The following is a 12,812-nucleotide window of genomic DNA, read 5'->3' on the forward strand; positions in this document are numbered from 1 at the left end:
CCGGCACAGCGGAACACCCAGCTCGCTGACCGTCGCGGCAAACTGCAGTACGCAGAGCGGTCTGCGCGCCCTGCGCGGGAGCTCTGTCTAGTTTGGCCGCACCACGAACTCAGGCTCTACTGCTCGATCGTTCTCGAGGTCGGTGGGTTGTCAGGGGATGGCGGCCTCGTAGGTGTGACGGTGAGCGATGCAGACAAGCGCTCGTTGAGGAGTTGGTGATGTGCGTGTTGGTTGCCTGCAGAGGTGGACGGTGACGGGCCGAGCGGGTGGTTGCCGGAGGTCCGATAGCACTCCCGATAGGCGGCGATGTCGCGGATCAGCTGGTGTTGTTGCGCGTTCGGTTCGGGCGTCGAGTGGGTGATCTGCTCGTGCCACTCTGTTGAAGTGGCTTGATGGGCGAGCCAGTCGGCTCGCTGGGAGATTTGGGACTCGAGCTCGTGCAGTGCGGTCTTGTAGGTCGGGTTGGATACGTTCACGGCCGGAGTGGCCAGGCCGGCGATGAGCGGGGGTGAGGTGGTGCCGAGGCGCCGCTGGGTTCGTGTGATGAGGCGCTCGACGCGGGTGTGAAGGACCGCGGCGATGTCCTTGGCGTTGGTCAGGGATGACTGGTTGACGGTCTGGTGGAGGGTGGTGGGGATGTCGAGGCCGAGGTGCTCGGCTTGGCGTAAGGCGGTGATGAGGGGGCCGAAGGCGGGGGAGGATTGGAGGGCGGCTTGGTCGATGGGGTCGAGGCCGCTGTTGGCGATGGCGTGGCGGTAGCGTTCGCGAGCGTCTAGCTGGCAGAGGTGTTCGTGGATGGGAATCAGGCGGTCGAGGCGGGTGGCGTTGTCGAGTTCGGCGCGCATGGTCTCGTGGGCGGAGCGCTCGATTCCGTCTTGTTCGAGGACTGCTTCGAGGACGTCTTGCCTGGTTTGCCGGAACTGGGGTTCGTGCATCTCGGCGGTCGTCGTGTGGGTGGCGACGTAGGCGCGGTTGCTGTGGCGGCCGCGGGTCATGCCGACGTACATGAGGGCGCGGGTGAGCTTGTCCGTGACGAGGAGGTGGGCGGTGTCGACGGTGGCGCCTTGGGCGCGGTGGGCGGTGGTGGCGTAGGCGAGCTGGACTGATTCGCGGACGTACGCTCTCGGTAGGGTCACGGTTTGGAGGTCGTCGTTCTGGACGGTGAGGGAGCCGTCGTCCCAGCGGTGGATGACGGTCCAGCGGTTGCCGTTCTGGACGAATCCTCGGCGGCCGATGCGGAGGCGGCGGTTGTTGAGTCGGGTGACGATGTGGTCGCCGAGGCCGACGTGGGTGCCGTCGTGGAGGGGGATTCCGTCTGGTTCGACTTCGCCGGTGGTGACGCGGTCGAGTCGTGCCCGGGCGTTGAGGCGGGCGACGGTGGCGTTGTCTGCTGCGATCAGGAGACTGGTCTTGCCGGCGTTGGAGTCGCGTCGCCAGGCGAGATAGGCAGAGTCCTCCATGTCTTTAAGTGAGCCGTGTGAGAGTCGATCGTGAGCGGCGTAGAGGTCGATGACCTGTGGGTGTCCTTTGCGGAGCTCCAGGCTGGCTTCACGTTCCCACTGGTTGGAGAAGCGCCAGATGTCGCTGAGTTCGGCCGCGTTGGTGTCGCGCGCGATGAGGCGGAAGGCGCCACCGACATCCGCGGCGCCGAGTTGGGCGTCGTCCCCGACGAGGAGGAGCTTGGCGCCGGCCGTGTCGGCTTCGCGAGCGAGGGTGGCGAGTTCCATCGTGCCGGCCATGGACGCCTCGTCGACGATCACCAGCTGGTTCTTGCGGAAGTGCCATCGGTCGCGATCGGCGTACGCACGGGCCAGCTCCGCGATGATTCGCCGGTGGCGCCGTCGGCGGCCGGTTGTCTCGGCGGCTTGTGCTGCTCGTTCGAGTTCGCTGATCCATCGGTGGCGTTGATCGGCTGCGACGCCGACGGCCTCGTGGATCCACTTGGCGAGGTTGTCTGCGGGGAGAGACAGGGTGTCGGACAGTACGGTTGCCGCGGCCGAGGAGGGTGCGAGGGCGATGACTGATCCGTCGCCGTGCTGCGCTTCCCAGCTGGTTCGGAGAGCGGCGAGAAGGCTGGTTTTGCCGCTGCCGGCCGGTCCGACGAGAGCCTCGACTGTCTGACCGCTCTGCGCGATCCGCTGGAGTGCCTGGATCTTGTCGTCGCTGAGGCTCGAGGTCGTCAGGCGACGGTCGGAGATGGTTGGGGCGTCGAGCTTCGCCGCGAGGTCAAGGAGCAGGCTCTCGGCTCCTAGGATCACCGGAGAGGTGAAGATCTCGCCGTTGTGGATGGTGAAGATGCTCTGTCCGTCTGCGCGACGTTCTGGTGTGGTGAAGGTCGCGGCCGGAGAGATGCTGATCGACTGATGTTCTGCGTCGTGAACAATTGCCTCGAGCACCTGAAGGCGGTCTTGGGTGGTCGAGAGACGGAGGAGGCGGGTCTGGCGGGACGCTTCTGCGAGGAGGTTCCACCGTGTCCAGGTCGCACGCTTCGTTTGCAGCGCGAGAACTGTCGTCGCGCCGTAGGCGTGGATTGTCTCGGCACTCAGGCCGGCCGCGATGAGTGGCCGGTCGGGTGTTGAGTCGAGGACCTTCTCGATGATGGCGGCGGCCTGTTTGTGTGTGACTCGTTCGGCGCGGTCGCGCCAGCTGCGCATGAGGTCTGCGAGCGGTTTCGTCAGGTGTTTCGCCGGCCGGTTCATCAGCGTTGCTTGTTGCCGGAGTACGTACATCTCACGTCGACTGGGCGGCCCGGAGTCGTCGGCGCGGTGTTCCAGGAGCTTGGCGAGGTTCGCCTCGATCTGCTCGGTGCGTGAGGAGAACTCGCGGATCAGTTCTTCCGGGATCCCGTCGATTTCGAAGGTTGGTGATCGGCGTTCTCCACGATCGTGGAGTTGCCAGGTGACGCCGAGCCGGCGGCTGAGGTTGTCGGCCAGGAGCGTGTTGTGTACTTCGGACAAGGCGACGGCCGCGGCGTACAGAACTCTGCCATCGATGGTGCGCCAGCAGCCGTCGTGTCCCTGGACGCGGTTGGCGACGACGACGTGGGTGTGGAGTTGCGGGTCGCCGCTCCTGGTGTCCCAGTGGTCGAACGCGGTTGCGATGATGCCGCGGGTGTCGAGTTGTGCGACGCCGTCGTGGCCGGTTCTGGTGAACACTGCCTGGTCCTGAAGGACCTCGAGTACGTCGTGGATCGCCTCGTGGTGTGCCAGGACGATCTGTTCCTGCACGCCCACGTCGGCGGTGGCCCACATCGCCGAGACTGACTTGACCGGGGAGAACGTCAGGTCGAAGCCGGCAACGGCGTGCTTGGTCTTCTTGCGCGCCGCGGCCTTGCGTATCTGCTCGATCTCGAGCTCGCGCAGTGCTGCGGGGAGAGTTGGGTCGAGAGCACGTATCTGGTCCGCGACGCTCTCGCTCGGTGACTTGTAGGTGCGGTACGGCTCGCCGAGCGTTGCCCCGGTGATCGGGTCTTCTGCTCGCCCGAACAGAGCGGCCATCTGTTCCTCGGTGACCTCCAATCCGGCAGTGAGCTCAGCGTTGCCGAGCCCGCTCAGGCCACGTCCCAACCATCTACCTGCCGGGTAACCGGATGCCGCGTAGTACGCGGTGAGCGACGTGGCCATGCGCCGGTCCACGTCGCCTGCGGCGACGTGTTTGAGCAGATATACGTAGCCGTCGCCGGCAGTCATTCGGTGGATGGTCAGCACTCGATGCTGCGATTCTCCGACGGCTCACCGGGGGCCAGATTGCTTGACCGTGGTGCTGGCGTCTGACGCTGAAGCCGGATGATCGCCTGATCGAGTTTCGCCAGTTCGGCGAAGGCCACCCGAACTCGTTCGGCAACAGCAGCCCGTGGATCGGCATCGATCAGCCCCAGCAGGATCTGCCGGGCGGCCTGAACGTGCGACGCGGCTAGGAGGCCCTCATTCGTGGTCACGGAAGCAGCTGACTTCTGCAAGCGCCAATGGCGCAGTCGGCAACGATCCGAGCAGAACCGTTGGTCGGATCGACGGGCGATGAAGGACACGGCGCAGTGTTCGCACGCTCGATCGCTGATGTGGTCGGAGCTGATCGCGGTGTGGCTCATGAACGCTCAACGCCTGGGCCCGCGTCAGGCTGCTTGAAGGCGTTTCGGCGACAGAATGGCCTGGTCTGCAAGACCTCCCCAGCCGCGGCGCCCAGCGCCGGCCCAACCTTGCCGTCAACGACAACATCGGCCTTCAACTACCTGCTCTCGCCGACGACCGTCACCGAAACCTCCGGCACGGTCGTCCGCACCGCTACGACGACCTACCTGACGGACGGCCGCACCGGCACCACCACAACCACCGTCACCGGCCTGACCGGCTCCACGCCGAACACGAAGAAGACCACTACCTACGACACCAGCACCGGTCAGCCAACCGTCGTGACCGCCAAGAACGCCGACAACACGGTTGCCGGCACCATCACCACCGGCTACGACACCTGGGGACGCCAGACCACCTACCAGCCATCCGGTGACACCGGCACCACCACCGCGTACGACGCTGCCGGTGACGTGGCCAGTGTGACCGACGCGAACGGGTCCACGACCTACACCTACGACGGCACTGACGCCAACGGCAAAACCGAGCACCGCGGCATCGTCACGAAGGTCAACGTCACCACCGCCGGCGCCACCTGGAGCTCCACCGGCGCCTACGACTCCGCCGGCTCCCTCGTCACGCAGAAGCTGCCCGGCGGCGTCACGCAGTACAACGACATCGACAACACCGGCGAACCCATCGGCCTGCGCTACACCGGCCAAGTGACCACCACCAACTCCGATGGCTCGACCACTGTCGATCCCAACGGCGCCTGGCTGTCCTGGTCGCTCGAGAATGACGTCTCCGGCCGGGTCACCCACGAATGGACCCCCGACGGCAACGCCTTCACCACCGCGACCGGCGGCGCCATCCCCTACGACCGGCACTACACTTACGACACGGCCGGCCGCCTCATCCAGGTCAACGACCGCACCGCGGCGGCATCTGGGGTCGACGTGACGGATCCGACCCAGGCGCCGGCCTGCGTCACCCGCACCTACGGCTTCGACGCCAACGACAACCGTCTCACCAAAGCCACCGCGCCCGCGGCGGCTGACGGCTCCTGCACCACGACCGGCGCGACCACCACCACCCGGGCCTTCGACACCGCCGACCGCCCGATCACCGGCGCCGGCGGAACCGGCAACTACGCCTACGACGCGCTCGGACGCGCCACGACCATCCCGGCCTCGGACGCACCACGACCCGGTGATGGCAACATCGCCCTGGGGTACTACGACAACGGCCTCGCCCGCACCATCACCCAGGCGGGCGTCACAACCACCTACACGCTCGACGCACTCGACCGCCGCGCCACCGAGTCAGTCAGCAGCGGCTCCGGCTCGGTCGACACCGTCCGGCACTACACCGACACCTCGGACAACCCCACGTGGGTCACCCAAGGCGCCACCACCCAGCGCTACGCCGAACTCATCGGCAGCGACCTCGCCCTGACAGTCGACCAAACCGGGGCCGCCGACCTGACGGTCGCTAACCCCCACGGTGACGTCGTGACGACCGTAGGCCTGCCCTCGGCAGGAACCCCCGCGGCCGGCATAGCTGGCTGGAACAACTACGACGAATCCGGAAATGCCACCAGCTCCACTGCGGACACCGGCGTCGTCGACTATGCCTGGCTCGGCGGAAAGCAACGCGCGGTCAGCGGCGCCGGCCTCACCCTCATGGGCGTCAGGCTTTACAACCCGGCCACCGGGCTGTTCACCTCCACCGACCCGGTCCCCGGCGGCAACGCCAACGCCTATACCTACCCAACCGACCCCCAGAACAGCTTCGACCTCGACGGAAAACGCGAGTGGGACGGAGACAACGCGTCCCGCTTCGGATCCTCGACGCATGCCGCACACACGCGGCACACCGTCAAGCATCGGCGCACGCACCACAGGTCACACCACTACAGGCACTCGCGTCGGCATCATCACAGACACCATCGGTACGGTTACGGTTACCACGGTGGCGGACGGTACTCGTACTCAGTGGCCTACGCCTCTGGGAATGATCCTAACGGCGACGACTGGGGTATGCGTCGCCTCCGCGGAACCTGGCACTACGGGCTGAAGGGAGTTGAGTACGGTTTTGGGGCTGGCCTCGGTGCAGGCTGCTTTGTCGGCCTCGTAGTTGTGGGCGAGGGCTGTATCGCTCTAGGAATTGCAGGCGGCGAGTACATGGGAGCGTACGGCGGAATTAGTGGAGCAATATATGGATTCTTCAAGGGTTGGTGAGCAGGGTTGAATAAGCGCGCGCAACTATCCAGGGAAGAGCGGAGATCCAGGTATATCATCTGCTGCCTCGGAGGTCCTTTCGTTCTCGTGGCGCTGTTTCATGGTGACCATCACCCGATTCTCAGCTGGGGAACTCTGCTGATGATTGCGATCGGTATTCCCACTGGTGCACTGGCGGCCCGGATCGGAATCCATTTGGAGAATATGAGGCGGCGCAGGGGTGCGGCGAAGTAGCAAAGCAGGAAGTCGCCGATCCTCTTGAGAGAACGCGACGGACAGGGTCTGACTCTCGTGGTCCGGTCTTCAGGACGGACCACGAGATTCAGTACCATCGCGCAGCACACGCGGCGTTCGGATAGAGTGATGGGTCGGCGTTGAGCACACCCCCAAACAAGGGGCCCTTTGAAGTGGAGTTCGATTGAGGGAACCCGACGTCTACGCAGCCTGGACGGCTGAGATGGAGGCCGGTGGGACGCTCCACGTCCCGCCCCGCGCCCGGCGGCGGTGGGCGCGACTCAGTGGCTCTGTCGCGGGCGCGATCGTGACAGGAATCGGCGCAGGCACGAATACACCGCCCGGTGACCATGGTGACTGGGGGAACCTTGGTGTTCTATGTCGGGCTTGCGGCCCTACTGATATTCGCAGCATCCGCTGCGAAGGCGACTTATGGACTCGCCACCGGTCGTCCGGTCCTGACGATCAACCTGCACGGCATAGACCTAGGCGGGTGCGAACTGACCTGGAAACAGGTAAGGCGCATTGAACTGCGTCCGTCTTCCGCGACTCGGCGGCTCCTAGCGATCGGATATCCAACAGTCAGGCTGTCCGGAGACAAACCGCATGGGTACATCGATGTGAGCACAGATCACATCACAGATCTCGAGTCGTTCGCTGGCTGGCTGAGTAGCGAGCAGAACGAAATCAGCGGCCGCCGTACAGCAAACGGGTCATGAGTGCGTCCGGTCTCCTAGACGGAGCGTGCGGTCCGGGACTGAGCAGGCCGCCGGCCTCGACCTGACGCAACGCACGTCGGCGAGCCCGGCGCCGTCGAGCCAGGGCGGCGTACCGGTGCCCGCGATCGCCGCCGTGTCGACATCGGTCAGGGTGACGCCGCGCGCGTGGTGCCCGGCGAGGATCGTCTGGACGGTGAAGGGTTCCCGAAGCGCGACGTACGGTCGCCGACCACTGTGCCGGCGGGCAGTCGCCACCCGGTCTGCCGGGTCCGCTGTATCCCCGGTTACGCAGTTCCTCGGGTGTGACTCGTGGGCGTCGGCGCGCAGCGCTGTGGGCAAAGCCAGCCGGTTTTGTACGCCGTGCGTCCCCAGCGCCACCCGGTCCGGGTGAGTTCGTGGACGGCGACCTGAGGCAACGGGTCGGCGACCTGGCCCGGATCGCATAACTGACCGACGGCGGCGTTTCGCGTTCGGCATCTGGGGTCGACGTGACGGATCCGACCCAGGCGCCGGCCTGCGTCACCCGCACCTACGGCTTCGACGCCAACGACAACCGTCTCACCAAAGCCACCGCGCCCGCGGCGGCTGACGGCTCCTGCACCACGACCGGCGCGACCACCACCACCCGGGCCTTCGACACCGCCGACCGCCCGATCACCGGCGCCGGCGGAACCGGCAACTACGCCTACGACGTGCTCGGACGCGCCACGACCATCCCGGCCTCGGACGCACCACGACCCGGTGATGGCAACATCGCCCTGGGGTACTACGACAACGGCCTCGCCCGCACCATCACCCAGGCGGGCGTCACAACCACCTACACGCTCGACGCACTCGACCGCCGCGCCACCGAGTCAGTCAGCAGCGGCTCCGGCTCGGTCGACACCGTCCGGCACTACACCGACACCTCGGACAACCCCACGTGGGTCACCCAAGGCGCCACCACCCAGCGCTACGCCGAACTCATCGGCAGCGACCTCGCCCTGACAGTCGACCAAACCGGGGCCGCCGACCTGACGGTCGCTAACCCCCACGGTGACGTCGTGACGACCGTAGGCCTGCCCTCGGCAGGAACCCCCGCGGCCGGCATAGCTGGCTGGAACAACTACGACGAATCCGGAAATGCCACCAGCTCCACTGCGGACACCGGCGTCGTCGACTATGCCTGGCTCGGCGGAAAGCAACGCGCGGTCAGCGGCGCCGGCCTCACCCTCATGGGCGTCAGGCTTTACAACCCGGCCACCGGGCTGTTCACCTCCACCGACCCGGTCCCCGGCGGCAACGCCAACGCCTACACCTACCCAACCGACCCCCAGAACAGCTTCGACCTCGACGGAAAACGCGAATGGGACGGCGGCTCCCGCTTCGGACCGTCACCACGTCCGATCAAGCAGCACGTCAAGAAGCGGCGCACACACCACAGGACACACCACTACAGGCACTCACGACGGCACCACCACCGCCACCACCGCCACCATGGCTACAGCTACTACGGCAGCGTCCGGTACCACGGCGGGCGAGGGTGGGGCGTCCCATACAAGGTGACGTATAACCTCACCCCTGCGACTACCAGGGCGCCTTCTTTGGGTTCGTCTACGGCTTGCTCATCGGCCGCGCGGGACCCTGGGTGAGTGGTGCTGGTGGTACCGCGATCGGCCTCGCCGCGACCAGGGACTGCTATAACGGCGAGGAGAACCCGAATCCGGAAACATACGACGAGTACATTCACTGGGGTTGGGCCACCGATTGAGAGGCAGCGAGATGACCGGTCGCAAAGCCCGAGGCTGGCAGGGCGTCGTTGTAGGTGCCGTCATGATCGTCGTCGGTGTTGTGCTGATCGCCAAGGACATTCCAGTCTTGGGCATCTCAGCACTGCCGATCGTCGCCGCCGGAGCGGTCCCACTGCTAGTAGGTCTCTACCAGTTGTTCACGGCTCGACACGAGCACAGCGGGAAATAGATCCAGACCGTCGCTGCTGCTATGCCTGCTCGCGGGAACCGACTTCGTAGCAGAGGGACTCGACGGGGACACCAGCCGGGTCCCTGTGCAATGGGAAGTCTCCGTTTGCCTGGACTCCACGAGTCGGCCGCACCCGCCCCCAGGCGGTCTTGTCGGTGCCACCGGATAGCTTGCGGAAATGGTCATTCCCGTGGGCGATTCCGGCGTTATCGACGCGGGGGAAGGACGAGCTGGTGTACTCCCGTGGTGCCGGCGTATCCGAGCTTGGCGCTGACGGTGTTGACTGTCCGGACGAGTGGCCGGCCTTTGACCATCTGGTCGAATCCTGCAGCTGCCCACAGCAGGGACAGTGCCAGAGTGCTGCCCAGGATGGTGCGTTCTGACAGCAGAAGATCCGTGGGAGTAGGCCGCCAACCCAGCACGGGTGGATCGCCGCTCTCACCGATCCAGCGGTGGATGATTGGCGCACCGGCGTGAGCGTCAGCGGAGAGCGTGCGGTACATGACGTACAGGTCCCCGGCCGGGTCGACCTGCGCGCACACCTTCTCAAAGTTCTTCGAGGACACGGACTGCGGTGGCGGCGCGGGCCCGGCCGAAACTCGTACCGATTCTGCGTGACGTAGGAACCGTTGCGTCTTCGCCATGGTGCCGGCGAGCGCGATGCGCTGTCGGTGTGCTTCTGCTGCCATCGCAGTAGCCGCCTCCGGCTCGATCACCAGCCACTGCGCCGTCACACCGCACTCGAACACCACCCGGGTCAGCGGCGGTGCCGCACCGTACCGGCCATCACGGATGGCTCGGACTGCGTCCTGCCCGACGTCATGAGCCTGGGCGGCCAACCCGTAGGCCATCACAAGCCGGAGCGGCGCGACCTTCGGCCGGCTGGTGATCCCGTCTGATCGGGTACGCAGCTTCTCGAACGCGGCGATCAGATCGTCCGCGAGACGCAGCGGATCCCTGTCCACCGCGGACCCGCCCTCAGCCATGGGGCGTCTCCTGCCAGCGCCGGGCGGTCATGACGTCGACCAGCTGGCTGGGGTTGAGGCGCCGGAGGTACTCGTCGCTGGTCGAGGTCGAGGCGTGACCGAACTGGTCGGCGATCGCCCGCAGCGGCACGCCGGAATCGCTGAGGTCGACCGCGAGCGAGTGCCGTAGCCCGTGCGGGTGGACCCGCTTGTCCAGGCCGGCCTTGACCGCCAGGCGGGCCAGGGCCGCGCGGACGTAGCGGTCGCTCATCGGCTGACCGTGGTTGTTGGAGCTGTAGGTGGTGAACAGCCGGTGCCGGCCCCCGAGCTCGAGCGCGCTGCGGCGCTCCAGCCAGTGGTCGATCAGCGCTCCGGACTCCGGATCGATCCCGACCACGCGCCACTGGTCACCCTTGCCGTGCTGGACCCGGATCTTCCCGCCGGCGGTGTCGACGTCGCGCGGCCACAGAGCCAGCGCCTCGCTGACCCGCAGGCCGGCGCCGAACATCACCCCGACCATCGCCCGCATCCGGATCCCCGACGACGTCGTCCGCGACGCGGTCCCGACCAGCTGACGCAACTCGATCCGGGTCAGCGGTTCGGGCGGGAACCGCCGGCCCTTGTTCGTGGGCGGTGGTGGTGCGGGCATCGCGGCCTCCTGGTCGACGTCGTGGTCCTGGCCGACGTCGACGACCTGGTGCTCGCCGGCACCTGTCGTACGGCGTCCAGTACCGCTACTGCTGCGAAGCGGAACCGTTCCGACCGTACGACCAGCCACCAACCAAACCCGCCCCGAAAGCAGTACTAAACCTCGCGACAGCGACGGCGCGTCGACACGCTCACAGAGAGCGGTTTTGTGAACACCAGCGCCTGATCCCCGGAGAGCCTCATACCTCGTGGATGTGGTCCGTTCGGTTCCTCGGCGTTCCTTGCTGACCTGATAGGTGAAGCCCGGCATGAGGAGGACCACGAATAGCAAGAGCCCGGCCAGTGTGGCCTCGGGGCCTCTCCTGTCAGTCGTTCAGCGGCGGATCATTCTGACCCATCAGATCGACCGCGGACGTGCGTCCCCGGTCGGCACGAGCGACAACGTGCTCTATTCGTGCTCGCCGCAGATCCAGTGCTCGGCACGGCGAGCCCACCCGCGTGCGGCGAGCCACAGTGCGGCGGCTTCGGGGACGTGCTCGCCGGCGGCGAGCACGTTGCCGAGCATGACGATCGCGCCGCACTGGTCGCACATGATGATGCGGGCCTGGTGGGGCTGGCATCGTTCGCAGTGCCATCGCTCGACGACGGCCGCGGCAGGCTGCGTCGGGTCGGGGAGGAGCCATACGGTTTCGAGGCCTTCGCGGTGCACCTTCAGTTCGTGCTTGCTCTCCGGCCGGTACCCGCAGCTCGGGCACGCGGCGGACCGCGGCGGTTTCGGCATCGCTACGTGCGGGTCCGCCGTACCGGCGGCGTTCGCAGCCCCAGATGCCGGGAGCTCGAGCGGAGCCGACCCAGCGGGTACGGCTGGGGAGCGGAGTTCGGGGACGTACTTGTAGATGGTGGCGCGGCTGACGCCAAGCAACCGGGCGATCGAGGACACCGTGTTGTCGGGATCGCCGAGCAGATCCTTGGCGTGCTGAATCTGCTCCTCGTTCATCGCCGGCGGCCTGCCGAGGCGGGTGCCGCGCGCACGTGCGGCGTCGAGGCCTTCGCGAGTGCCCTGGACGATCATCTCGCGGATGAACTCGCCGAGGGCGGCGAAGACGTGGAAGATCATCCGCCCGCCGGGCGTGGTGGTGTCGAGGGCCTCGTGTAACGACTTGAACCCGATCTCGCGCTGGCGCAGGCCGCTGACGATCTGGATCAGGTCCTGGAAGTTCCGGCCGAGCCGCCACAGCTCGGTCACGACGACGACGTCGTTCGGGCGCGCGAACGCCAGGCAGTCCTGCAGCTCGGGACGGTCGACGTTCTTGCCGCTGAGCTTCTCCTGCCAGATCCGGCCGCAGCCGGCCGCAGTGAGGGCGTCGAGCTGGCGGTGCAAGTTCTGCTCCCTAGTGGACACCCGCGCGTACCCGAGCAGCATGCCGCCACCGATGACGCCGAGCGGGTCGGGATCGAGCGACAGGGCGCGCCGGCGGTCGAGCTCGGTGGTCGTCATACCCCGACTGTATGGAAAACGGTGCGCTTGGAGTTGTTAGACACTCCGAGTTCGCAACACGTTTTTCGACACCTGGAGCACGGCGTGTCGGGGTGGGCTGTCGATGTTCGAAGCCGTCTGCACAGATGCCCGAAGTCATCTGCACAGCGCGATGATCAGTCCGAGTGAACCGGTCGTGAGGCAAGAACCTGATCTCGGCCCGTTGTCCCGGAACGCGCGCACTAGAGACCCGGATAGGCGGCGTTCCACGGATCGACCAGGTTCTCAGAATGGTCGTCAAAGGGAGAGCTCTTTGTGGTGGTTGGTTTGCCGCCCCGGTTCGCCGCTGGGACGGAGTTCGCGCGGGTCAGTGCTGGTGATGAGCCTCCGCGAGACCAGACTGCATTCCAACGAGTTGGCCAGCGCGAAGTCCGATGGCTGTCAAGGGCGTAGACCGAAGTTGCAGCTTCTGGCAATTCCGGTAACGCCCGGAACGCCGCCAA

9 protein-coding genes are annotated in these 12,812 nt (G+C 66.4%); 3 read left to right on the forward strand and 6 right to left on the reverse strand.

The window, feature by feature from the left end; translation table 11 throughout:
* Positions 1-116 precede the first annotated feature (116 nt).
* A complete protein-coding gene (gene mobF, locus JOF29_RS29540; protein WP_209697677.1) occupies positions 117-3,689 on the reverse strand; it encodes a MobF family relaxase in 3,573 nt (1,190 codons plus the stop codon).
* An 11-nt stretch (positions 3,690-3,700) separates the two neighbouring features.
* Positions 3,701-4,087 (reverse strand): hypothetical protein, encoded by a 387-nt coding sequence (locus JOF29_RS43730; RefSeq protein WP_245359583.1) that lies wholly within the window; start codon positions 4,085-4,087, stop codon positions 3,701-3,703.
* A gap of 108 nt (positions 4,088-4,195) precedes the next feature.
* Here JOF29_RS43730 and JOF29_RS29550 point away from each other — a divergent pair, with 108 nt between their 5' ends.
* Positions 4,196-6,307 carry an RHS repeat-associated core domain-containing protein gene (locus JOF29_RS29550; RefSeq protein ID WP_245359585.1) on the forward strand — a complete coding sequence of 704 codons (2,112 nt, stop codon included), beginning with the start codon at positions 4,196-4,198 and terminating at the stop codon, positions 6,305-6,307.
* A 947-nt stretch (positions 6,308-7,254) separates the two neighbouring features.
* On the opposite strand, the gene JOF29_RS29555 is transcribed toward JOF29_RS29550, so the two are convergent.
* Positions 7,255-7,515 carry a hypothetical protein gene (locus JOF29_RS29555; protein WP_209697680.1) on the reverse strand — a complete coding sequence of 87 codons (261 nt, stop codon included), beginning with the start codon at positions 7,513-7,515 and terminating at the stop codon, positions 7,255-7,257.
* A 233-nt stretch (positions 7,516-7,748) separates the two neighbouring features.
* Between JOF29_RS29555 and JOF29_RS45605 the strand changes: the two genes are divergently transcribed.
* A complete protein-coding gene (locus tag JOF29_RS45605) occupies positions 7,749-8,891 on the forward strand; it encodes an RHS repeat-associated core domain-containing protein (protein ID WP_307863756.1) in 1,143 nt (380 codons plus the stop codon).
* 181 nt (positions 8,892-9,072) lie between these two features.
* Complete coding sequence (locus tag JOF29_RS29565; protein WP_209697681.1) at positions 9,073-9,219, forward strand: hypothetical protein; 147 nt, start codon at positions 9,073-9,075, stop codon at positions 9,217-9,219.
* A 206-nt stretch (positions 9,220-9,425) separates the two neighbouring features.
* Here JOF29_RS29565 and JOF29_RS29570 read toward each other — a convergent pair whose 3' ends face one another.
* The 3 genes from JOF29_RS29570 to JOF29_RS29580 all read right to left on the reverse strand — a co-directional run bounded on the left by JOF29_RS29570 (position 9,426) and on the right by JOF29_RS29580 (position 12,330).
* Complete coding sequence (locus JOF29_RS29570) at positions 9,426-10,205, reverse strand: DUF5677 domain-containing protein (RefSeq protein WP_209697682.1); 780 nt, start codon at positions 10,203-10,205, stop codon at positions 9,426-9,428.
* Entirely contained in the window at positions 10,198-10,962 is a 765-nt protein-coding gene (locus JOF29_RS29575) for a tyrosine-type recombinase/integrase (RefSeq protein ID WP_209697683.1), read from the reverse strand. Before JOF29_RS29575 ends, JOF29_RS29570 begins: the two co-directional genes overlap by 8 nt.
* Positions 10,963-11,280: 318 nt before the next feature.
* Positions 11,281-12,330 carry a recombinase family protein gene (locus JOF29_RS29580; RefSeq protein WP_245359587.1) on the reverse strand — a complete coding sequence of 350 codons (1,050 nt, stop codon included), beginning with the start codon at positions 12,328-12,330 and terminating at the stop codon, positions 11,281-11,283.
* Between the last annotated feature and the right edge of the window lie 482 nt (positions 12,331-12,812).

Origin of the sequence: Kribbella aluminosa (genome assembly GCF_017876295.1) — a bacterium.
Lineage (GTDB): Bacteria > Actinomycetota > Actinomycetes > Propionibacteriales > Kribbellaceae > Kribbella > Kribbella aluminosa.

Coding starts and splice junctions, on each gene's coding strand:
- mobF (WP_209697677.1), bottom strand. CDS start 3,689: ATGACTGCCGGCGACGGCTACGTATATCTGCTCAAACACGTCGCCGCA.
- JOF29_RS43730 (WP_245359583.1), bottom strand. CDS start 4,087: ATGAGCCACACCGCGATCAGCTCCGACCACATCAGCGATCGAGCGTGC.
- JOF29_RS29565 (WP_209697681.1), top strand. CDS start 9,073: ATGATCGTCGTCGGTGTTGTGCTGATCGCCAAGGACATTCCAGTCTTG.
- JOF29_RS29570 (WP_209697682.1), bottom strand. CDS start 10,205: ATGGCTGAGGGCGGGTCCGCGGTGGACAGGGATCCGCTGCGTCTCGCG.
- JOF29_RS29580 (WP_245359587.1), bottom strand. CDS start 12,330: ATGACGACCACCGAGCTCGACCGCCGGCGCGCCCTGTCGCTCGATCCC.